General features: G+C 44.9%; 23 protein-coding genes and 3 pseudogenes. 13 read left to right on the forward strand and 13 right to left on the reverse strand.

The window, feature by feature from the left end:
• Nucleotides 1-15: 15 nt before the first annotated feature.
• From K0H63_RS09695 to K0H63_RS20210, 3 genes and pseudogenes are all read left to right on the forward strand, one after another.
• On the forward strand, nt 16-993 hold the full coding sequence (locus tag K0H63_RS09695) for an alcohol dehydrogenase catalytic domain-containing protein (RefSeq protein WP_434086764.1): 978 nt from the start codon (nt 16-18) through the stop codon (nt 991-993).
• A 202-nt stretch (nt 994-1,195) separates the two neighbouring features.
• A pseudogene (locus K0H63_RS09700) lies at nt 1,196-2,203 on the forward strand (alkene reductase).
• Between the two features lie 50 nt (nt 2,204-2,253).
• Nucleotides 2,254-2,565 (forward strand): putative quinol monooxygenase, encoded by a 312-nt coding sequence (locus K0H63_RS20210; RefSeq protein WP_220067757.1) that lies wholly within the window; start codon nt 2,254-2,256, stop codon nt 2,563-2,565.
• Nucleotides 2,566-2,905: 340 nt separating this feature from the next.
• On the opposite strand, the gene K0H63_RS09710 is transcribed toward K0H63_RS20210, so the two are convergent.
• Nucleotides 2,906-3,427: a cysteine hydrolase family protein gene (locus K0H63_RS09710; RefSeq protein WP_220067758.1), complete on the reverse strand. Its 522-nt coding sequence runs from the start codon at nt 3,425-3,427 to the stop codon at nt 2,906-2,908.
• 103 nt (nt 3,428-3,530) lie between these two features.
• Here K0H63_RS09710 and K0H63_RS09715 point away from each other — a divergent pair, with 103 nt between their 5' ends.
• The gene (locus K0H63_RS09715; protein ID WP_220067759.1) at nt 3,531-4,496 is read left to right on the forward strand and encodes a GlxA family transcriptional regulator; all 966 of its coding nucleotides are present in this window, start codon (nt 3,531-3,533) and stop codon (nt 4,494-4,496) included.
• Between the two features lie 323 nt (nt 4,497-4,819).
• Here the strand turns inward: K0H63_RS09715 and K0H63_RS09720 are convergent, their stop codons facing one another.
• The 5 genes from K0H63_RS09720 to K0H63_RS09740 form a co-directional block, all read right to left on the reverse strand.
• Nucleotides 4,820-5,908 (reverse strand): alkene reductase, encoded by a 1,089-nt coding sequence (locus K0H63_RS09720; RefSeq protein ID WP_220064520.1) that lies wholly within the window; start codon nt 5,906-5,908, stop codon nt 4,820-4,822.
• A 9-nt stretch (nt 5,909-5,917) separates the two neighbouring features.
• On the reverse strand, nt 5,918-7,015 hold the full coding sequence (locus K0H63_RS09725) for an alkene reductase (protein ID WP_220064521.1): 1,098 nt from the start codon (nt 7,013-7,015) through the stop codon (nt 5,918-5,920).
• 475 nt (nt 7,016-7,490) lie between these two features.
• Nucleotides 7,491-8,360 (reverse strand): HD domain-containing protein, encoded by an 870-nt coding sequence (locus K0H63_RS09730; protein WP_220064522.1) that lies wholly within the window; start codon nt 8,358-8,360, stop codon nt 7,491-7,493.
• On the reverse strand, nt 8,353-9,576 hold the full coding sequence (locus K0H63_RS09735; RefSeq protein WP_220064523.1) for an Arm DNA-binding domain-containing protein: 1,224 nt from the start codon (nt 9,574-9,576) through the stop codon (nt 8,353-8,355). The genes K0H63_RS09730 and K0H63_RS09735 overlap by 8 nt, the downstream gene beginning before the upstream one ends.
• Nucleotides 9,569-9,805, reverse strand: coding sequence for a hypothetical protein (locus tag K0H63_RS09740; protein WP_220064524.1), 237 nt, complete (start codon nt 9,803-9,805; stop codon nt 9,569-9,571). The genes K0H63_RS09735 and K0H63_RS09740 overlap by 8 nt, the downstream gene beginning before the upstream one ends.
• Nucleotides 9,806-9,925: 120 nt before the next feature.
• On the opposite strand from K0H63_RS09740, the gene K0H63_RS09745 reads away from it, so the two are divergent.
• From K0H63_RS09745 to K0H63_RS09765, 6 genes are all read left to right on the forward strand, one after another.
• A complete protein-coding gene (locus tag K0H63_RS09745; protein WP_220064525.1) occupies nt 9,926-10,153 on the forward strand; it encodes a helix-turn-helix domain-containing protein in 228 nt (75 codons plus the stop codon).
• 641 nt (nt 10,154-10,794) lie between these two features.
• Nucleotides 10,795-10,917: a helix-turn-helix transcriptional regulator gene (locus K0H63_RS20215; protein WP_350355107.1), complete on the forward strand. Its 123-nt coding sequence runs from the start codon at nt 10,795-10,797 to the stop codon at nt 10,915-10,917.
• 223 nt (nt 10,918-11,140) lie between these two features.
• Entirely contained in the window at nt 11,141-11,329 is a 189-nt protein-coding gene (locus K0H63_RS20095; protein WP_258405560.1) for a winged helix-turn-helix domain-containing protein, read from the forward strand.
• Nucleotides 11,330-11,482: 153 nt separating this feature from the next.
• Entirely contained in the window at nt 11,483-12,070 is a 588-nt protein-coding gene (locus tag K0H63_RS20100) for a restriction endonuclease (protein WP_258405561.1), read from the forward strand.
• A 106-nt stretch (nt 12,071-12,176) separates the two neighbouring features.
• Entirely contained in the window at nt 12,177-13,007 is an 831-nt protein-coding gene (locus K0H63_RS09760) for a phospholipase D-like domain-containing protein (protein WP_220064526.1), read from the forward strand.
• A protein-coding gene (locus K0H63_RS09765) for an IS3 family transposase (protein WP_220064527.1) occupies nt 12,973-14,045 on the forward strand; the annotation gives its coding sequence in 2 pieces (ribosomal slippage) (nt 12,973-13,222 and nt 13,222-14,045; 1,074 coding nt in all). The genes K0H63_RS09760 and K0H63_RS09765 overlap by 35 nt, the downstream gene beginning before the upstream one ends.
• A 285-nt stretch (nt 14,046-14,330) precedes the next feature.
• Here the strand turns inward: K0H63_RS09765 and K0H63_RS09770 are convergent.
• The 3 genes and pseudogenes from K0H63_RS09770 to K0H63_RS20105 form a co-directional block, all read right to left on the reverse strand.
• Entirely contained in the window at nt 14,331-14,750 is a 420-nt protein-coding gene (locus K0H63_RS09770) for a GNAT family N-acetyltransferase (RefSeq protein ID WP_220064528.1), read from the reverse strand.
• A gap of 83 nt (nt 14,751-14,833) precedes the next feature.
• Nucleotides 14,834-15,376 carry a DUF2087 domain-containing protein gene (locus K0H63_RS09775; protein ID WP_220064529.1) on the reverse strand — a complete coding sequence of 181 codons (543 nt, stop codon included), beginning with the start codon at nt 15,374-15,376 and terminating at the stop codon, nt 14,834-14,836.
• Between the two features lie 318 nt (nt 15,377-15,694).
• Nucleotides 15,695-15,892, reverse strand: a pseudogene (locus K0H63_RS20105) (IS5/IS1182 family transposase); the annotation flags it as partial.
• A gap of 151 nt (nt 15,893-16,043) precedes the next feature.
• Between K0H63_RS20105 and K0H63_RS09780 the strand changes: the two are divergent.
• Nucleotides 16,044-16,945, forward strand: a pseudogene (locus K0H63_RS09780) (helix-turn-helix domain-containing protein).
• Between the two features lie 72 nt (nt 16,946-17,017).
• Here the strand turns inward: K0H63_RS09780 and K0H63_RS09785 are convergent.
• The 3 genes from K0H63_RS09785 to K0H63_RS09795 are packed head-to-tail and all read right to left on the reverse strand — an operon-like array spanning nt 17,018 to nt 20,389.
• Nucleotides 17,018-18,253, reverse strand: coding sequence for a sensor histidine kinase (locus tag K0H63_RS09785; protein ID WP_220064530.1), 1,236 nt, complete (start codon nt 18,251-18,253; stop codon nt 17,018-17,020).
• A gap of 2 nt (nt 18,254-18,255) precedes the next feature.
• Complete coding sequence (locus K0H63_RS09790) at nt 18,256-18,939, reverse strand: response regulator transcription factor (RefSeq protein WP_220064531.1); 684 nt, start codon at nt 18,937-18,939, stop codon at nt 18,256-18,258.
• 37 nt (nt 18,940-18,976) lie between these two features.
• Nucleotides 18,977-20,389 (reverse strand): S41 family peptidase, encoded by a 1,413-nt coding sequence (locus tag K0H63_RS09795; protein WP_220064532.1) that lies wholly within the window; start codon nt 20,387-20,389, stop codon nt 18,977-18,979.
• A gap of 179 nt (nt 20,390-20,568) precedes the next feature.
• On the opposite strand from K0H63_RS09795, the gene K0H63_RS09800 reads away from it, so the two are divergent.
• Nucleotides 20,569-20,979 carry an LIC_13387 family protein gene (locus K0H63_RS09800; RefSeq protein ID WP_220064533.1) on the forward strand — a complete coding sequence of 137 codons (411 nt, stop codon included), beginning with the start codon at nt 20,569-20,571 and terminating at the stop codon, nt 20,977-20,979.
• A gap of 124 nt (nt 20,980-21,103) precedes the next feature.
• On the forward strand, nt 21,104-21,571 hold the full coding sequence (locus K0H63_RS09805; protein WP_220064534.1) for a nuclear transport factor 2-like protein: 468 nt from the start codon (nt 21,104-21,106) through the stop codon (nt 21,569-21,571).
• A gap of 56 nt (nt 21,572-21,627) precedes the next feature.
• Here the strand turns inward: K0H63_RS09805 and K0H63_RS09810 are convergent, their stop codons facing one another.
• The gene (locus tag K0H63_RS09810) at nt 21,628-22,275 is read right to left on the reverse strand and encodes a glutathione S-transferase N-terminal domain-containing protein (protein ID WP_220064535.1); all 648 of its coding nucleotides are present in this window, start codon (nt 22,273-22,275) and stop codon (nt 21,628-21,630) included.
• Nucleotides 22,276-22,391: the final 116 nt, after the last annotated feature.

Raw genomic sequence — 22,391 nt, forward strand, 5'->3', positions numbered from 1 at the left:
GGAACAAGGTTGAATATGACGACTACTGTGCAATTACCCGCACAAATGAAAGCATGGATCTGGTCCAAGGCTGCGCGAACAATCAGTCTTTCGATGGGTGCAGCAATTCCATCGTTAGGAAGGCATGACGTCCTGATAGCTAATAAGGCCATAGGATTGAATCCTGTAGACTGGAAATTCATTGAAACAGATCGAGGAGATCTATGGACAGATGGCCATATCCCCGGCGTAGATGGTGCAGGAGTAGTGGTTGCGGTCGGTGATAAATCAAACGAGCATTGGTTGGGGATATCCGTTTGCTATCATCAATCTCTGCAACGTAGCGGCAGTTTTGCCGAATATACAGCTATTGATCACCGAACCCTAATCCGTCTGCCAGAAATGATGGCCAGGAATCAAGCAGCCGCATTCCCATGTCCTGTAATGACCGCATGGCAGGCGATAGAGAAAATACCTATCCAGCATGGCGCTGAGATATTGATCACCGGGGCATCAGGGGCTGTAGGACGGATGTTGGTGCAGTTAGCAGATGTTCGAGGCTTCAAAGTAACTGCAATTGCCTCGCTAAAGCGTCACGAGGCGTTGTTTGCTCTAGGGGCGAACGTCTGTGTAGAGTGCACTGAGCAGCTGCTACAGAAATTTTACGCTATTTTTGACACAGTAAGTGGTGAACATGCGGAAGAATTGGCATCTCGTGTTGAAGCCAACGGGCATCTCATCTGTATTATGGGAAGATTGGAAAAGGCCGCAGTACCAGGCTTCTCAACAGCAATCTCTCAACATGAAGTGGCACTAAATGCATTGCATGGTTCAGGTACTTCAGCACAGTGGCGACATTTTACTCAAGAGGCTGAAAAGCTGATCAATCTGGTTAATCGGGGTGAGTTTAAAAGCCCTGATATTTATGTGGCTCGGTTTGAACAGATTGCAGATGCTTTACGTGAGTTCAAATGTAATCGTAAGGCACTTAAATACGTTGTTGAGGTAGAATAGTTACAGGCCATTCCAGTTGTAATTATTGGTTATAGATTTTTCGATACTTATGGAGTCACCCGGGGCAAGTGAGAAGTGAAGCAAAGTTCGAGTATGTTACTCTTCAAAACATAACGCTCCGGTCTAAATTGTTAATACTAGAATGGCTGACCTATTTACACCGATAAAACTTGGTTCCTTAACACTCAATAATCGTGTTTTGATGGTGCCTCTCACGCGCACTCGCGCTGATGATGAGCATGTCCTCACCGAATTGATAGCTGAGTACTATTTACAGCGTGCCTCTGCAGGATTAATCATTGCCGAAGCTACTATGGCAATTGATGGCCACTCTGCATTTTGGCGTGACCCCGGTATCTATTCTGAGGCTCAGGTACCTGGATGGAGGAATGTAACTGATGCGGTTCATGCAAAAGGAGGCAAGATTTTTCTGCAGATCTGGCATGGCGGTCGCGCATGTCATCCACTATTAATTTGATGGCCGATTGCCAGTTGGTCCGAGTGCTATAGCCATCACCAATGATGAAGTCCACCGGAAGGAAAGAAAGCTTACACAGTTCCTCGTGAAATAAGTGACGAAGAAATTCCTGCAATAATCGAAGCGGCCGAAAATGCTAAAAAGGCTGGTTTTGATGGTATTGAGGTGCATGGTGCAAACGGTTATTTGGTAGATGAATTTCTACGAGATGGAGCAAACAAACGTAAAGGACGTTACGGCGGTCCAATCGAAAACCGTGCACGCTTCCTGTTTGAGGTTATAGATGCAGTGATTAAGGTATGGGGTAGTGATCGAGCAGGTGTGCGCGTATCGCCTCTTAATAGCTTTAACAGCATGAAGGACAGCGATCCAGTTACCCTCGTAACTTGGTTGTCTAAACGTCTTAGCGACTATAGTTTGGCGTACCTCCACTTGATGCGCGGCGACTTTCTTGGTGAACAACCGGCTGATATAGTGACAGCAACGTGTAAACATTACCGGGGCCATTTGATACTGAAAATGGCTTATGCAGTTGACGAAGCTAACACCGCCATTGCGATGGGCCAGGCTGACAGCATCACTTTCGTCGTTCCGTTCATTGCAAATCCAGACTTACCAGATAGTCTAAGACTTGGGTCAACATTAAATCAGGCAACCCCTTCGACTTTTTATACTCAGGTCGCAGAAGGGGATACGGATTACCCGACCATTAATGAACTGGTAAATGCTTGATACAGTCATGGGGGATTCTTTCCCCCAATTCATTACGGAAAATAATTTTGATGATACATGTTATTGCTACGATAAGTGTTAAGCCTGGAAACAAAATTAAGGTACTTTCTGAACTGCTTCGAATTCAGCCCCTAGTGCTTGCAGAAAGAGGCTGTCACCAGTACGAGCCTCTCTTGGATGTAGACAGTCGTCTCTCAAGGCAAGAGACTTTCCGTGCTGATACGATAGTGTTGTTGGAGCAATGGGAGTCACTTGAAGATCTCAAGGTACATCTTGACACTCCGCACTTAAAAGAATACCAAGAGCTAGTAAGTCCATACATACAAGATGTTAGCCTACAGATTTTGCAAAAAGCAAATTAACACTCATATATATTTGTACATAAATGCATGAAATAAAACTCGATTTATCGCACTAGGCTGATTCTTTAATAATTGGGCTTTTAATTTTATTTGTAATTGGTTTGGTTTGCGATTAATAATTAAGCGTTCCTAAACTGAGCTAACAACTTGGTCTGCCTGTGTTTTCCATTATTTTAAATGCCAGCTATTTATTGAAATGGTATATATTGTCTAATGAGGGCAATTAAAGATTCTCAAGATTTAGTTATTGAAAATCAGTTTTACAAATTAGCTCACCGCTCGTCTATTTATTTACGGGCAAAGAGCTGCATCAGCAGCTCTTTGCTTAAAATAAAGCCTGTTACAAACTTGTCTCCACGGTTCCTAAGCTTACTCGGGTTGACAACGCATGCAGTGCAATGGCGTGTAGTAATGGCGATACAGTCGTGGTTGCGTCTGTTAATACAGTCACCGAACTATATCTGTCTGCGTCACGAGACAGTGCTGTATGGGTGATGCAGTTTTGCGTCATCATGCCGCAAAGAATTAGCTCATTGACCTCTAGTTGCTCGAGTGTATCCGCAAGTGAGGTGTTAACAAAACTGTCAGCATAGTGTTTGATGATAATCGGAGCCTCTGGTGCTAGCTCTAAAATACGTGAGTGCAAATCCGCACCGATAGTACCCGGATTAAAAAATGGTGCTTCACCTGCTTCGTGCTCAGCAACATGTTGCACTATAACTACTGGAATGTTGCCGCTGTGTGCTTTCTCAATTGCTAGTTCAATAGCAGCTAGTGTTTTGTCTGTGTCTGCTAGGGGAAAAGCCCCTGTCGGGAAATAGTCGTTTTGTACATCAATGATAATTAGCGATTTCTTTTGCATATTAGCCTCCTTTGACTATGAGTTATTGTCGCAAGATTGTCTCCTTGTCACATCCGTCCCAATTGACTAACATCGTTAACATCAGGCCAAATTAATTAAGTTCATGAGCTATAAACCATTAAAAGTCGCAGTAGTTGCTTTTCAGGGTATCAGTCCATTTCATCTGGCAGTGCCATCGGTAGTATTTGCTGAAGGCCCGACTGATAAATCGTTTTTTGAGGTGTTTATCTGCAGTGCCGAACAGCAACCGCTCACCTGCAACCTCGGCTATCATTTATCAGGCTTGCATGATTTATCACAGTTGCAGCGAGCCAATGTGATTGTGATACCAAGCTGGCGTTCGCCATATGAACAACCTACACCTGAATTGGTACACATTCTGCGCAATCAAGCTGCTCAAGGTACAACGATCGTTGGATTGTGCTTGGGAGCGTTCGTGCTAGCGGCTGCCGGTCTGTTAGATGGGCATCAGGCCACAACACACTGGGAATGTGCTGATGAATTACAACGGTTGTATCCTAAGGTGCATGTAACTCCAGATCTGCTCTACGTCGAAAGTGGTAACATTATGACATCGGCAGGAACAGCCGCAGGGCTTGATGCGTGCTTGGCGTTGGTAAGAAAGAGATTTGGAGCGACTTTAGCCAACCAGGTTGCTAGACGTTTAGTGATCCCTCCACACCGAGATGGCGGTCAAGCGCAATATATAGAAATGCCTCTGCCACAAACCGCAGGGCATGACAGACTTAGTTCGTTGATTCAGAACGTGCGTGGAGAGCTAGAAAAACCACATACATTAGATTCTTTAGCTGCAGAAGTTGCAATGAGCCGGAGAAGTTTCACTCGGCAATTCCGGCAACTGACTGGTACCACAGTCATGAAATGGTTAATCGCGGAGCGGCTTAACTTGGCGCAACGCTTGCTTGAACATACAGAACAGCCAATAGAGCGAGTCGCTGAGCTAAGTGGTTTTGGCAGCGTTGAAAGTCTTCGACATCATTTTCGGTTGCGGTTTAAAACATCACCGATGCAATGGCGTCGCGTATTCCATAACGCAATGCAGGTTTAAATTGGACTAAAACGCTATTTTATTCAAATTGCTAGACGGCAAATTGTTATTAGACTTTTAATTACTGTCTTCATCTAATAAACCAGTGCTAAAAGTGCTGGCACAAGGCGCAATAATCAGATTATGTGTGGGTGGCTGCGCTTGAAGGATCGTGAACGAAGGTAATTGACCGATTTATTAACACGGCTTAAGTGTACACTTCAAGTCTTCAAACAGGTGAATTCAGTTGCATTATAGACAGGAATTTGCTGGACTTCACTGCGAAATCAATTATTAAAAATAAAAGAGGAAGGCACTAAGGTTCTAACCTTAATGCCGGCCCGTTATACTTGATATGTCGGGTAATCGATGTAGCCTGTCTCTCCACCACCATATAAGCTTAACCTTGCATCGGCATCAAATTCAGCTAGTGGCAAATCGTTTGCAAAACGGGCTACTAAATCAGGGTTTGTTACGAAAGGAGTGCCAAAGGCAACGAAGTCAGCATATTGCTTGTCGAGTAACTGTTGTGCTGACTCCTTAGTTAACTTACCCGCAATCATAATAGGGTTTGGATACACTTCGCGAACTTGATGACGGAACGTTTCTGGGACATCAACATATCGAGAAATGCGCTCGGAAAAATGAACATAAGCCAAATTCATCGGTTTCATTTTCTCAAGTGCTTTGAGCACAACATCTATAATTTCCGGATCCTGATCAGCGAAGCCTTCAATCACGTGTGGAGAAACACGAACTGCTACTTTGTCGCCGCCGATACCGTTTACGACTGCTTGTAAGGTTTCAACCAAAAAGCGAATACGGTTTTCTTGACTACCACCATACCGATCTTTACGCTGATTACTCTCTAACCGCATAAATGTATCAAACAGATAGCCGTGTGCGGCATGGATTTCAACTCCGTCAAAGCCAGCTTCAATCGAGTTTTTAGCCGCTTGAACAAAATCAGTAATGGTACTCTCGATGTCTTGAAGCGTCATCTCTCGTGGAGTTTCTGTTTCAATCATTCCGAACCCGCCTTCTGGCAAAGGGCCAAAAACTTGATCGGGTACTTTTATGGCAGAGGGTGCTAGAGGTTGTTCACCTGAAATTGAAGAATGGCTACGACGTCCTACATGCCAGAGCTGGATAAATATCTTCCCATCTTCGTTATGGACAGCCTGCGTCACTTTTTTCCAGCCTTCAATGTGCTCTTCCGTATAAATGCCGGGAGTCATTGAATACCCGCGGCCTATGGCTGAAACAGGCGCACCTTCTGTGACAATCAAACCTGCACTGGCACGCTGACGATAGTAAGTTGCCATCATCTCGTTTGGCACATCACCAGGTTGAGAGGTGCGTGAACGAGTCATCGGCGCCATCGCAATACGGTTTTTAGTCTCTAATGTTTTACCTTTAAATATATTAAACATACTTTCCTCCTAGGCTTTATAAGTCGGGTAATCAATAAGCCCTTTTTCACCGCCACCAAATAAGGTGTTTGGATCGTGCTCTGTTAATGGATAGCTGTGAAGTAGACGCTCAGGAAGATCGGGGTTCGCGATAAAAGGACGACCAAAGCCAATCATATCAGCCAAACCATCTTCAATAGCTTGTTCAGCTTTTTCCGCATTATAACGGCCTGCGTAAATCAAAATGCCCTGGTAGGCATCTCTTAATGCACGTTTAAAAGAGACAGGTGTATCAGGTGCATCATCCCAATCAACTTCAGCGATATGCAGATAAACGATACCGTGCTTATTCAGTAACGCTGCAGCAGCGGTATAGGTCTCTATAGGGTTCGAATCCACGGTACCATTTAAGGTGGTCAAAGGAGCAAGACGTACACCAACGCGATCAGCACCAATCGCTTCAACCAATGCTGCAACCACTTCATCGAGAAAACGAAGCCGATTTTCTGTGCAACCACCGTATTCGTCGGTTCGGTTGTTGGATTCGGAGTCAATAAACTGGTTGATCAAATAGCCATTAGCCGCATGGAGTTCAATGCCATCAAAGCCGGCGTCAATAGCATTCAATGCAGCTTGACGATAATCTGCAATGACCTGTTTAATATCTTCCTTTGTCATCGCTCGAGGCTGTACTACATCAACAAAACCTGGCTCGTCAGTTCCATTATCAACGAACACTTTTACGTTTTGTGCCTTCAAAGCTGATGAAGAAATAGGTTGCTCACCACCTATGTTATCTGGATGTGTGACTCTACCTACATGCCAAAGTTGCGCAAAAATCACTCCATCCTGCGCATGTACAGCGTCCGTTACTGTACGCCAGCCTTTGATCTGTTCTGATGAGTAGATTCCTGGTGTCCATGCATAACCTTTTGCTGTTGATGAAATCTGAGTACCTTCTGAGACAATCAATCCCGCGGAGGCTCTCTGTGCGTAGTAAGTTGCCATAAGCTCATTGGCTATGTCGCCTGGTTGGCTTGCTCTAGAACGAGTCATAGGCGGCATAACAATTCGATTTTTAAGCGACAACTTACCTAATTTTAGGCTACTAAACAGTGTTTTAGGCATGACTTTCTCCTTGAGTTTCTGCGAGGATTTTATCAAGCTTATCGATATATATTCACAGCATTAAAAGGAAAAGATATTTGCGAATATTGCAATAATCGAAGTTTTTGATGCGAGAGTAGAGCTTTGTTTCTGAATATCTTGAGAATTGCCTTAGCAGAAGGAATACCGCGGTATCTTGTCTTGGCTTTTTCATGAAACTAGGCACATGAGTTGATAAGGTTTTCCGTGCTCAGATTGCATGTTTTGCATGTTTAGTATGCGACCCGGTGCGTTTCAACTAACTGATGCGGGTAAAAGCTAGCTCTATATGAAACTAGAAATTTGGGCTAATAGACCAAAAATCAGTCGTATAGAGACCATTATTGGCTGAAACTTGAAAAGTTGAGAACGAGACATCCATAAAAAGATTGAGGCGTCATTTACGGAGATGTGGACTACTTAATCGCAGCGCACGTAAAGCTGGAATGTCGATTTGTTAGGTCTGTTCGATCAAGCGGTATATTGTCTTACCATCAACCCTGGTGAAGTCGTAGTGATTTGGCAATGACGTAAAATTCATTCTTGCATAATTCGATTCTGCTGAGCATCTATCAGCTTGTTTCAGAATATACTCAAGCGCATACCTTGGTTTATAACCATATGGCTTTGCAGAGAGTAGGGCGGCTAGCAAGGAAAACACCTTCGAGTTGTATGTGCCTAACTGACCCAAAGGATTGGCCAGAATGGAAAAGCTGTAGCTCTCATGTGGGCCAGCAGTGTACTGATTTTTACCTGAAATCAGCATAGGGTAGATTTTACCAATGTCATGGAATAAGCCAGCCACTAAACCAGTTTGGCATTCAAGTTCAGAATGACGCAAATGTTTGGCGTTATAGTATGTTATCTCTGCTACCTCAACACTGTGTTCAAACAGACCATGTTCGACCGAATGATGGTGCTGATAACTGGCTTTTGACAGCATGAATTTTTCTAAAATAAATGGCTTTGACAAAATAAAGTCTTTAAATGGGGCCAATTCCTGAACCGTAATCATGCTCAGTAGTTTAAAAAAACGTCCTACCAGTTGTTCTTTACCGGTTCTCAGTAGAGCGGTCCATCGAAGATAATCAACTTCGACAAGATCTATGGGGATTGGCTTTAAAGAGCGAATAACTGCATGACCCATAGAGTCTTCAGACACATTGATCTGTGCTAGGCAAGGATAACAATTGCAATGATGAGCAACGTCAAAGGAGGTTATGGCTTTGATCACTACATCACCGGAGACTATGAATTCACAGGTAGCAGTAGGGAGTGTGCTATTCGTGTTAACGTCTTTAATCCAGGCGAAAATACTGTTATTCATGATTAGCGTCTCCAGGTGACTCAATCTGAAAGTGTTCAATTAATCGATCAAATGCACTGCCATCCTGCCGCGTTATGTTGGGGACATAGCGGCTATACACTTCAAACAACATCTTGGTAGTACTATGTCCCAGTTGTCTGGAAATCCATTCAGGGCTCTCGCCAGCTGCCAACCATAAGGTCGCGCAGGTGTGCCGGGTTTGATATGGGCGTCGACGCTTGAGTCCCATTCTGTCTAACGCTGGGTACCAAACTCGTTTGGTAACATTTCTATGATCCAGTGGATTTCCCTGACCATTGCAGAATACATAGGTTTGATTGCCAGTGATCAGCTTCTGTTGTTCTAGTGCGGTAAGAACGGGAGGTGATAGTTTAATGGCTCGATAGGATGCTGATGTTTTAGGAGTCTCGACATTACCATCGACAAGCGTCTCTTGGATTAGGATTTCCTGCCTGGAAAAATCAACATATTGCCATTTGAGGCCATCTATTTCTGCCGTTCTCATCGCGGTAAAAAACCGCACAGTATAATAGTTGCGAAAATCAGCTCTGATGTGAGACAGGAAAAATTGGACCTCCCCCAACGAAAAGGGATCTATCGGTGTCTTGTCAATCTTCAAGGGCTTGATATTAATGAAAGGACTAGGAAAGTCATAGCGCAACGCCGCCTCATTCAAGATACCACGCAGAGGAGTCATCACATGATTAATCCAATCATTACTGACTTTGGTCGTTGTACCGCGACGTTTAGGTGACATAATACCAGCCCTAAATTTCATCAATTGAGGCCGGGCGATGTCATTTAGTCTCAAATGGCCAAACTCTGGCATCAAATAGTTTTCAAAAATCATCGACACATTTTTAAAGTGACTGAGCTTCCATTGGATTCGGTTCTCGGCTAGCCACTCAGCTGCAAATATATTGAATGTGGGAATGTTGGTCAGTAGCTTTGTAGGAGCTGTGTTGAGGCTGTCGATTAACTGTTGATCGACTTTAGCATCAGCCTCAGCAAACAGAGGACATCTTGGACTGGAAGGAAAATATTTTCGGAATACAAATCGATTGAGTCGGATTTCTGCTTCTATGTTGCTGAGTAACGCCCCTAAGCGAGAGCGGTTTAATCGATTGTCCACCAGAGCTGTTTGTTCACGACATCTAATGCCCAGATAGGTGAAATCAAACAACAACTTGTTGTTTCTGGAACGGATGCTAGCCATGACAAACACCTCCTCTAGCCATAGGAATTGCTATATCGAGCCTTGTCACAGACTTAAAAAGCTCTTGCTCCACAACTTCCCATATGTAGAAAATTTTTCTTCCACCGAAAGGCCGTATGTAGTGCACACCCTCAAGAAAGACCGTATCTTTCAAAGCATGGTTGATATATGCTGGGCTAAACTTAATCCTTTGGGAAAGTTCTCTAGCATTTAGTAAAGTTTGTTGCATACAAACCTCTTGATGTTCCTAAGAAAGATTAAATGTTCCCATGCAGAACATTTAATCACCTTTAAATTGTTCTTGCAAGGAACATTTTGATTTTTTCTACGATTATTGGAGTAGATAAGAGTGATTAGATTTAAAATCAAAGAGTTGGTAGCGGAAAAAGAATTTAAGGAGCGCCGAAAGATAACGCTTCAAGAGGTAGCTGACTCTGCTAACGTCAACCGAACGGCCTTATCTAAGATGATGAACCCCAGTTATGAATACTCAACCACTACCAAAGCCATAGATTCTCTGTGTCAGTACTTTGGTTGCAGGGTAGAGGATGTAATTGAATATGTAGATGAAAACTAAGGTTACAACCCAATCTTTCTTCCCATTGATGAAATTTTCTGTAACTGTTTAGCGGGAATGACTCGACATCATTGACTTCGCAGGGATGGTGACAGTCTTCTCGATACAAACTGCAACCACCGCAGTAACTCACTCTTTGGCACAACGGCAAATCCATTTCACGGTCTCTCGTAGTGACAGTATGTGCAAGTGGAATAGCGCTTCCTACTGGGACCATACACGTTAGCTGATCTTGCGCCAAAGAGGGCAGCTTACAATGTCGTTAAGGACTAATCCAGACCTGATGAAAGCCGATATTCCTGGCGCTGTAGTCCGTGCCCCAAAACGCATGATTAGCATGTCACCTTCATTTTCTAGAGTGTCTTCTTCGCCTTCAGCCACCCATGGCACAGTCTTTCACTGATTGCTGACATTCGTGCTGGTTAGGTGTCCTTCATAGTCGAACGGTTAGAAAAACACAGGTAGCGTGAGCTGGATTGCTAACAGGTTCAGCCATTGCGGCAAGGTGATGTAGGCATCTGCTACAGCAGCCAGATAAATTTTATATAAAGCCAACTGACCAGGAGCAAAGCATGAAACTCATCCGATTAAAGTAAGTCACAGAACGCACAGGTCTAGGGCGCTCATCGATCTACAACTACATGGCTGCTGGCTACTTTCCCAGGTCAGTGAAGCTGGGCCCGAGGCTGGTAGCCTGGGTTGAGAATGAGATAGATGAATGGATTGCAGATAAAATCAGCAATCGAGATAGGAATGGTGACTAGTTAATCACGCCATTATTTGGGTCGATATGGCTTAAGGAAAGCTGGATTCTGTGGCCTGTCGCACTGGATACGGTTCGTTGAGTCTGGCACAATCATCCAACAGTATTAAGGGTGATTAAGTCACTGGCACCAATCAATAAATCGGTTACTGATTGCTTGAATGTCAATGACGAGCAGTTTTTACAACACTGCCTTAATCTAAGAATGAACAAGAGGCACAGGGATGGTCGAAACAATTCCAAGCTACGAAGAGATGATGCCAGCAGTGCTGAAGGTGCTTGCTGACGGTCAACTCAAGTCATTACGCCAAATCACTGCGGAAGCTGCAGCGGTATATGGTATCAGTGATGAGCAGCTGGCGCTGACGCTTCCAAGTGGCAAACAAACCTACGTCTATAACCGGGTCGGATGAGCCAAGGAATATTTGGTAAAAGCGATGCTTCTTGAGCAGCCAAGCCGTGGAGTTTGTCGCATAACAGAGCGAGGGCTGGAGGCGTTGCATTCTGGCCACAAGGTAAATAACCAATACTTAAGTCAGTTTGATGAGTTTGTTCAGTACAAACAGATGTCAAACCAGACTACATCGCAATCATTAAAAGCCAAACCTCCTGAAGCCGTAGACGACTCGACTCTTACACCTTCTGAGCAAATATCAAAAGCCTTTGCTGCCCTGAACTCTGCCCTTGCCGATGAACTGCTGGAGCAAATCCACAGTCTTTCGCCCAAGTTCTTTGAGCAACTGGTCGTCGATTTAATGCTGGCCATGGGCTATGGCGGCAGCCAAAAGGATGCAGGGCAGGCGACGCAGTACACTAACGATGGCGGTATTGATGGCATCATCAAGGAAGATAAGCTCGGGCTTGATTCCATCTACCTGCAAGCCAAACGCTACCGCGATAACACGATTGGCAGGCCAGACATTCAAGCCTTCGCTGGGGCGCTGGATATGCACCGCGCCCGCAAAGGGGTGTTTATTACCACTTCGAGCTTCAGCAAAGATGCCCGCGAATTTGTTTCCATGATCGAAAAGCGCATCGTGCTCATCGATGGGCGCGAACTCGCGGCGCTGATGATAGAGCATAATGTCGGCGTATCGACCCGCGAGCTATATGCCGTAAAGGCTATAGATTCGGATTATTTTGCAGACGAGTAGTGGAGCCATGTTAAGGGTTGTTCTTATTTCCTTGTAAGTCTCCACTTTAAAATTTAAGCCCAAAGCAACGCTCAACAAATACTGGAATAACAAAGGCGAGGTTTCAATGGAACTGATAGATAACATTAATCGGCTACTTGGTGATGACCTACGGCAGACACTTAAACCAGGTGCTAGGCTGAAAATCGCCGCTTCTTGTTTCTCTATGTATGCGTTCGAAGCGTTGAAAGCTGAACTGGAAAAGATTGACGAGCTTCAATTTATCTTTACCTCGCCAACGTTTACCGCCAATGAAGTGACCGATAAGATCCGTAAGGAGCGCAGAGAGTTTCACATTCCAAAAGCTGACCGGGAGAGAAGCCTATATGGGAGCGAGTTCGAGATTCAGCTTCGCAATAAACTCACTCAGCGAGCGATTGCCAAAGAATGTGCGGACTGGATGAGGCGTAAGGCCAAGTTCAGGTCCAATCGCAGTAAGGCCCCGATGCAGCAGTTTGCCAGTGTTCAAACCAGCGACGAATTGACAGCTTACATGCCATTGCATGGATTTACCGCCGTAGATCTTGGCTATCCGCCAGGCAATGCAGTCTCCAACTTCGTCAACAAAATGGATGAGCCAACGTTTACAGCTACCTACGTCAATCTGTTTAACCAGATATGGCAGGACCCAGAGAAACTAGAAGACGTGACCTCACAGATATGTGAACACATAGAGTCCGTATATCAGGAAAACTCGCCAGAGAGCATCTACTTTCTGATGCTGTACAACATCTTCAATGAGTTTTTAGATGATATTAACGAAGATGTGTTACCAAATGATCGAACAGGTGACCTCTCCCCCAAATTTAAGACCATGACATTGATGAGATTTCCAATAAACTGGAGCCAATGGAGATCTCAACATGAAGAAACGCTACACCGAAGAACAAATCATTAAGGCCATCAAACAGCATGAGGCAGGGGCAAAGGTCGATGACATTTGCCGAGAGATGGGCATATCCACGGGCACATTCTACAACTGGCGCAGCAAGTATGCGGGGCTGGAAGTAAATGAAGCGAAGCGGCTGAGAGAGTTGGAGACCGAGAACAACAAGCTCAAAAAGATGTTGGCCGACAAGATGCTGGAAGTCGAAGCGATGAAGGATGTGCTGTCAAAAAAGTGGTAACGCCAGCGGCCAAAAAGCCTGTTGCTCAACACTTGATTGAAGGTTTCAGTCTCAGTGAGCGTGTGGCCTGTAAGCTTGCAGGGCTGAGCCGGACTGCGTTTCGCTATCAGTCCAGAACTACGCCAGACACAGGGCTCAGACAGCGGCTAAAGGCGCTGGCGACGCAATATCCCCGCTATGGGTATCTAATGTTGCATGGTTTGCTCAGAGGCGAAGGCTGGGTCCAGAACCGTAAACGTACCTATCGGCTCTACACCGAGGAAGGCTTGCAGGTCAGGACAAAGAAGCGCAAGAAACTGACCCGGCCAAGGCAGCCTATGGAAGTGCCGACTGCACCGAATCAACGTTGGTCTATGGACTTTGTGTCAGATCAACTCAGCAGTGGTCGGCGCTTTCGGGTACTGAATGTCGTGGATGATTTGCGGGAAATGGTCGGTCAATTAGTCTCAGTGGCCATCAGTGGCAGGCAGGTCGCCAGATTCTTGGACCAATTGATGGAAGAGCGCGGCAAGCCCAATAAGGTTACTTGCGACAATGGGACAGAATTTACCAGCAAGGCGATGTTCTTCTGGAGCAAGGAAACGGGCGTCACACTGGGCTTTATCCAGCCAGGAAAGCCGACGCAAAACGCCTTTGTGGAAAGCCTGAATGGTAAATTCAGGAACGAATGCCAGAACCAGCACTGGTTCAGAACGTTAGACGAAGCCAGATACGAAATCGAACTATGGCGTGAGCACTACAACCATGTTCGCCCACATAGTTCACTGAACTATATGCCACCTGTTGAGTATGCCAAGCAGGCAGCATAAGCGGGAAAATCTCATCAAGAGATTGGTACTAATCTCGGGGAAAGGTCAATCCCCAGCTTAGTATTCTGAGAGTTTAAGAAGTGAACTGGATCATTACTGAAATTTGGTCAACGTAAATGGACGAAAAAGATTACTAAGCAACTCTCGAAACACCGAATGGGGCATAAACGTGCCAGAACTGTTCGGCCTGACACGAGTTTCGCCCAAGGTGCGAGAGCCCGAAGCTCGCGCAAAATGCCAGCGTGATGCGCGTGAATCAGTCTATTCTAGAGTGATTCACTGAAACTAAACATTAAATTTTTTCATTAGAAAATATCTTGCTGGACTGCCAGAAAATTCAGGAATGACACCTGCAAGTTCAAAACCTATTTTTTGATAAAAAATAGGTGCTTGAATTGATAAGGTGTCCAATTGGGCTATCAGGCACCCTCTGTTTTTAGCTTCTAATTCAGCCATGAGCATCAACTCACGTCCTAAGCCTGCACCTCTATGCTTTTTAGCAACCCATACAACATCAATTAAAAAATTTCTGTATATGGTTTTACCTGATATGCCACCAATAAGTTGATCACTTTCATCTCTAGCGGTCAGCATCAACGGCTGTGCTGCTTCATTTCCTATTTGCTCATGAATATGTTCTCTAACACCTTCAATCAGCGCGTTAAAAATTGTTGGCTCTTGCTCATTTATCACTTGAAATTTCATTAATATACCTTAGCGTTAATCTATAAATCGTCATTGATTTTTGGCTAAAACTGGATTAGTGGTTTTTAATGAAGAATGTTACTTCAGTAACCTGCCAAATCCTGCCAAATATCGGTAAGTGAAATGAGTTCTTCAGGCGGTGTTGCTGCTGCTCGCCAATAATTCCGACCATCACCAGTGCGCTTTAACAGCCTATGGTTACACAATTCTCGCCTAATAAGCGCGAAGTCAGCAAATCCAAGAAAACGCTTAATTACGCTATTAACGTCCTGTTCACTGTAGGATTGTTGGTACTGAAAACGGCACCAAAAAAACCATAAACTTTGATCTTGAAGGGCGCGTTTAGCTGGCCACGCTCTAAGGATGTAATTTGAGTCCATGAAAGGTTGTAGCTTTCGCGGAATCATAATATCAAGTTGTTTGGGTTTGTTTAATGTGGCCACATTATTTGTTGTTAACGCAGCATCACGCAAATGCTGGAAATTGGCATATCCTGCCGACTGGGCAAGAATATTGAGCATTTCAAGGTGTGAAGGAAATTTTTCACAATTTTTAAATTGATTACGCAGATATTTAGCCAGCGTCGAAATATCTTCACAGCTAAAAGGAATGATTTGTTTCGTCATAGTGATACCCGCTTATGGGTGCCCACAATTAAGATGTCTATTTGCAAAGCAAACAGAGTCATGATCGCCGACCTACGACATAGGCACACAATATACAAAGTACCTTTATATTTAAAGTTTCAGCAGGTTTAGCTCCACGATTTTTTTCGCAGCGGCGATGCCTAGGTGAACTGCCGACCAGCCCATATTATTAATTAACAAGATCAATATGACAAGTTTTTTATGTGACTTAAAAGCGGCTACGGAATCGCCCTCAATAAACGGCGTTGTTGATCAAATTATTGCGCGAACAGCAACGGCCCCGATGTCTTACTCGGTTTAGCGACTTGCTTCCCTTGAAGGCATTCCCAAGCTCAGCATTTTGTTCATAGCCTTAACTCCGGCCAAGGCTTCACCAACTTGGGCATTGTAGTCTCACAGCGTCAGGGTGGGGTTTATCAGTTGGTTGTATCGGTACATCGCGGTTTCCGCCAGCGACCTTTTACCGGAGTCATGTAGCAGCTTCCAGTCCGATAGGCTGACCAACGTTGAATATAAAAGCTAAGTCTATGCGTCTTTTTATGTGTATTAGTCGTGACTTGATCTGACACATCATCTTGAAAAGGTGAGAGTTACCCGTTTTGATAAAGGTGTCTAATCTTCAATCAACACAAAAGAGGTAACTCTCATGTTGCATACTAACAACCCCATCATTAAACACAAAGCAGGTTTACTGAATATGGCTGAGGAGCTCGGCAACGTTTCTAGGGCCTGCAAGGTTATGGGGGTGTCCCGCGCCACCTTCTATCGCTATCGTGAGCTGGGTTAGGATGGCCGCATTGGAAGCAAAGATGGAGCGCGATGGCATCATTCTGACAGAAGCGCAGGTGGCAGCCCTGGAAAAGAAAGCCGAGGACGATGAGGCCTGCGGTGAAATTGAAACCCATCATACCGGATATCTGGGCTCACAGAACACATTTTACGTTGGCAACCTCAAAGGTGTGGGGCGGATATACCAGCAGACCTTTATCGATACCTACAGTAAGGTCGCCTTTGCCAAGCTCTACACCACCAAAACCCTCATCACCTCTGCCGACCTCTTGAACGACAGAGTATTGCCGTTTTTCGAAGCTAAGCGCTGCCGATGCTGCGTATCCTCACTGACTGGAGCACCGAGTACTGCAGTAAGGTTGAGCAGCACGAATATCAGCTGTATCAGACCATCAATGATAGCTACCACACGAAAACCAAAGCCAGACATCCACAGACAAACAGTTTCTGCGAGCGTTTTCACAAGACCATTCTGAATGAGTTCTATCAGGTCACGTTCCGCAAAAGTTGTATAGCACACCGGCGGAGCTGCAAAAAGACTTGCACGAATGGCTGGCGCTGTACAACAATGAGTGCGCTCATCAGGGCAAAATGTGCTGCGGTCGCACACCGATGGCAACATTAATTGATGGAAAACGGGTTTGGACAGAAGAGAATTTAGCCCAAATCCAATCTGACAACGGCACCCATGAATCGGGTAACTGTCAGCTCAGGTCTGAGCTAGTACACATAAATAGCCACTCAACAACACCGCATTGAATACGCCCAGGGCACTAAAAAACTGTAACTGCACGTTCATCTTGCGTACGTTTGCTTAATGGGTGGGCCACCTTAAAATTCAATGCCGAGGTAAAACCAGTTTTCATGCTGACGAGAGGTTAACTGCCATTGGTTGCGCTGACATATCCGGTTCACGATATGCAGGCCCTGACCGATACCTGAACTGCTGTCACGTTTTACACCTGGAACAAACAGATTATCAGGACACTCATCTTCCATTGGGTTGGCAATAGTGAGGGTATCGCCGGTTAAGCTTATCTTGATCTGTCTTGCACTACCATGGGTCAGCGCGTTATTGATGATATTATTCAACAAAATATGCAGTAAATTTTTATTTGCTTTGATGCGGTAATTTGCCGAAATTTGCAATTGTAATTGCAATTCGTGCTGGCGCATTAATGCGGGATTGTTCACCAGGCAACATTCAATCTCTTCCAATAGACAAAGATCTTGTTGTTGCAGTGATTCTTCTCTGGCCAGTGCCAGCAGCGCGTGAATGGTTTGTTCCATCTGCTGGGCAGCGTGTTTAAGTTTGACTAATGAATCCTTATCAAGCTCAACAGCAGGTTCCAAGCGGTTTAACACCATTTTCAGCACGGTTGCCGGAGTACGTAGTTCATGGCTGATATCACGGGTAAAGTCGGTTTCACGCGCCAGTGTAGTTTGTAACTGGTTAATGTAGAGCTGAATTGTTTGTCCTAAATAACCTATCTCATTAGCCGGAAGTTCGCTTTTAAGCTGTAAGAAGGTTTCTGACTTATGTTGCTGCACTTTATTGGTGATGTATTGTAATGGCTGGGTTATTTTCACGGCTAAATAGCGCGATAACAGGTAAGCCAACGTCAATACCAGCACTAGAGCAAATGCCAGATAGGGTAGTAGTTTGGGCAGATAATCACGGGTCACTTCAAAGCCGCTAACATCTGCTGAAAGTACCCATTCTGTGTTACCCAGCGCTATAGTTTGCAGGTGTAAAGTACCGCCGCTGCCATTAGGAAACTCTACCCGCTCTGGTTCCAGCCTATGCAATTGATGGATCTCATCGGGCATCGCATGCCAGCCGGCATGCAGTGTCATAAACGGCTGACTGGGAGCAATAACATTGCCGGTTTGCTTATATTGCCGGCTAATATGCTCAGCTTCAGCCGTAACCAGGCGGTTAAACACATTATCTTCAACGACCCAGGCGTAGCCGAGCATCAATAGCATAAAGCACAGGGCTAACAGCAGGCTAAATACCACTATGCTGCGCTGTAAGCTGGTCTTCAAACTATGGGACGTCAACATACTTAGCCTTGTACCTGCAGTTTAAAACCGATGCCGTGCAAGGTTGCCAGCATTGGTGTGGCAAAGGGTTTATCCAATGCCTGGCGCAGGGTGTAAATATGCGAGCGGACAACATCGCTGTCCGGCGCTTCGTCACCCCATATTTTGTTCACCAGCTGTTGGCGGCTAACCGCATTCGGGTAAGCCTGTACCAATAGCAGCAGAATGGCAAAGTCCGTGCTGCTAAGTTTCAGGCTTTGCCCCTGGCGCTCCGCCAGTTGCTGCTTTTCGTTTACGGCTAGTTCACCAATCACAATAGTTTGTGACTGATGCAGCTGATGGCGGCGTGCTAACGCCTGGCAACGCAGCAATAATTCGGTCAGGTCAAACGGTTTGGTGAGGTAATCATCGGCACCGGCATCAAAGCCAAGGCTTTTATCGGCGATGCTGTCACGTGCTGTCAGCATTAACACTGCCGGTACCGGATCGCAACTTTGCTTCAGTGTTTTACACACCGTAACACCATTGATATCTGGCAGCATTACATCCAGCACAATCACATCGTAATGTTGTTGCTGTGTTAATGACAGTCCCAGATTGCCGGTGGCCGCATAATCTACCTGCATGCCCTGAGCACTAAGAAAGTCACATACCTCGCGGCCAATCTCCGGGGTGTCTTCAATCACCAGTACCGACAATATTGTCATGACGCTTGCTCTCTGTTGTATTTAGGATGCGTATGGCCTATTGCAGCTTAGCATGGTTATCCGTCGTACTCAGATGCTGTAAGACCTGCTGCAATGTTGTGTCTATACCGTTTTGTTGATCCTGCAGCTTATCTGCGACAGTCAGATCCGGTATTACTGCACTAACCATGCTGTTACCGCTCGGCCTTACCAACAAACGGGTTGCCACATAAGCCCTTAACTTTGAGTGAGGTAAATTAAACAAGTTACCCTGCGCAGTTTGGTTAGCAAACCCGCCAGTTGCTTGCCCCACGAGCAAGCCAAATTGGTTATCTTGCACTGTGGTGGCAAACACAATCGCCGCCGAATAGGTTACCGGGCCAATGAGCACGACCACCTGGCCGTCGAAATGTTGAGCCGAGCTGTTTGGCTTAACGTAGTCATGCCACTCGGTGGTGATAATCTCACCCATGTCACCTTTATACCCAAACAGGCCGCGATTGTCTGCGTTCAGCTTCTCAGTCATCTGCGACACCAACCGAAACGGTTTATTGGCGATATAGCTGGCCAGCTCAGTAGCCGTATCGGTGTTACCGCCAGTGTTATGCCTGATATCAATAATCAGCGCGCTGATGTTGTCTTTGGCAATCTGGCTAAAAGCGGCTGTTAGCTGGTCAGAAAACGCCCCTGGTTCTACATCAAAGCTGGGCACATTTAAGTATCCGGTGGCTGCATTCAATTGGCGGTATGACAGCTCATCAGTCATTTGCGGTTGATTTTCTGCCACCTGCCAGTTGTGTTTGTTATCGACAAACAGGCGTTGTGTTTTGCCCTGATGGACAAATTCGACGCCGAACTGATTGATAAAACCGTACACAGCCCAGAGTAAAAATGGCAGACGTTCAGCAACAAAAGCCTGACGTAACACAGCGGTTTCGCCACCGACATAGCGCTGAGTATTGGCAAAAATATCGGTAACCGGCACGCCGTTAATACTGATTAGCTGAGCACCAGCGGGTAATTGCTTCTCGGCGGATTTATATTGTTTTGCAACGAACACGCCGTTGTTACTTAGCTTAACTAAAAATGGAAAAGGCTTAGCACCTTGTTCGCGCAGCGCGTTCAGCTCCTGATAGGGCCAGATTAAAAAGCTGTGGCCATCTTGAAACAGATGCGATAGTTGGCCGATATGACGGAAAAATTCTACCCGGGTCATCGGTGCAGTGATGTTGGCTTTAACTGCAGCCACCTGTTGATATAGCGCTATTTCATCGGCATAGCCGGCAAAATCCGGGTGGCGCAATTTTGCCCCGGCGACCAGGGCATCAATATCCTGATGTAATAATTCAGGCGCAATTTTCTGCTGCATAAGCGCTGGATTTTCCAACTCGGGAAATATATCCAGATGGGCGCCAGTGCAACCGCTTAATATTAAGGTGGCACTGATTAAAATACTGATAATGGCTTTCATAACTTCGACTCCTGTGTCTCTGTTGTGAAAGCTACCAAAGACAGTGTGAAGATTTTGTCGGCAGTAGGGCGCTTCACACAATCACGACATATAACGGGCTAGAGTTGAACTCTAAACCACGGCAGGTGTTATCCCGTGCTTACACCTTGTAATATGTGGATCAATAGAGAGGAATTGCCGTGTATCAAATATTACTCATTGTCGGTGCATCCGTTCTTGGTGTTTTGGGTGTTGTGCACATTGTTTATATACTCTTAACTGATAAGTTCTCTGTTTACGATTTATCCGTGCTCGATGGTATGAAAAGCACATCACCAAAAATCACTACAGAAACGACAATGTGGGAAGCCTGGATAGGTTTCAATTTAAGTCATAGTCTTGGTCTTATTCTTTTTGCTTTTATGTATATCCCCTTAGCCTTAAATCATGTTGATTTTATTAAAGGGTCAGTATGGTTTTCTTCTATACCAGTTGTATTCAGCGCTGGCTATTTGTTTTTAGCGTACAGATATTGGTTCAGAATACCTTTAATTGTAGTGTCGGTGTCATTGATTTGTTTTATAGGTGCACAGTCAAACTTTTACATATGACAAGTTGGTTAACGGGTAGCTATTACGTGCCACAAGCATGTTTTTTGCTTATCAAATCTTAGAGCATTCTTGCTCTTCTCAATTACCGTCGTAACCAAGGCGTTATACAACCAGGGAGAAGATAATGAAAAATGTACTTTCAATTCTATTTTTTTATGTGATCTTTACGTCTGCACTCGCAGCCAATCCACTAACGGAATCAGAGTTAAAAGGTTTAACACAACAATTTATCGAAGCAAAAAACCAACGGCAACAACCCAACTCGAATGAACAAGACATTGACCACTTCCTGTCATTTTTAGCTGATGACTTTAAGGACGAACATATTAAATTTAATGTCACCGTTACCAGTAAAGAGGAGTTACGGTCTGGACTGGTCTCAAAACTAAAAGACAAAATATACTTCAGCAACATCGATATTTTGGAAATAATGGTTGGCCGCAATGTCGCCTTCGTTAAGTTTAAAGAACATGCAAAAGGTCAGCCTGGTCATATGGACAAACCAATTGAATATACCGCTGTAAACATTTTTTCATTGGAGTTTAATGATCACGGTAAAATAAAACACATAAGACGTCACCATGGGTTGTAATTTATCGACTAACAAACAATAACAACGATTTTGTGTAATCAGTGTGAAAGTACCGTTCAGTATATTAAAAAGGGTAATTCGCAGTCAGCGCAACTCAGGTATTGCTTTATCATCCGCTGATAGCTGGTATCTGCTGCAAGACGATCTGACAAGCTACGCAGCTGTGTCATCCGGTAGTTAGCAATATCCGCATGCTGCGCCTGGGCGCGACAGGCCAAAATGGTGGAAAATGCCAGTACTACACCAATATTAAGCTCAATGTCTTGTATAGCGTTTGCCAGTTGAGGAAATAAGTGGTCAAACAGCATATCAACACTACTACAATAGCACTGCCGTCCTGCGTCGAACAGCAGTGTACTTTGCTCACTTGCGCCAAACTTCTCTGCCAGTAAGTTTGCTCTAAAGAAAAAGATGATCGCTTTTTCAAAGTCGGCATCACCCAAACGGAAAATTTTGGCATCCGTGGTCTGATGCCAATGAAAAGGTAAGATTTGCTGCGCAATTAACAGTGAATCATAGCTGGAAATGCCACCTTCAATCAGAGTAGGGACTTGCTGTTTCGGGTTGCACAGGCGCAATACCGGGTCTGTCTTCAGCGTTTGCCACGTCAACAGATAATCGTCATGGGCAATGTCGTGGCGTAACAATAGCCACTTTATCGCCCGTGAGTAGGGGGAATCGATAACCCAGATAAGTTGCTGCACACTAAAATCCTTCTTTTAGATAGAGATGTCGCCTGAGTATCCTTAAAACATTGATTTTAAGGTCTGCTGAGGTATCAAAGTATACTCTGCCCAGTGTGAAGATTTTGTTTGCGTTG

The sequence above is a fragment of the Shewanella zhangzhouensis genome (assembly GCF_019457615.1).
GTDB lineage: Bacteria > Pseudomonadota > Gammaproteobacteria > Enterobacterales > Shewanellaceae > Shewanella > Shewanella zhangzhouensis.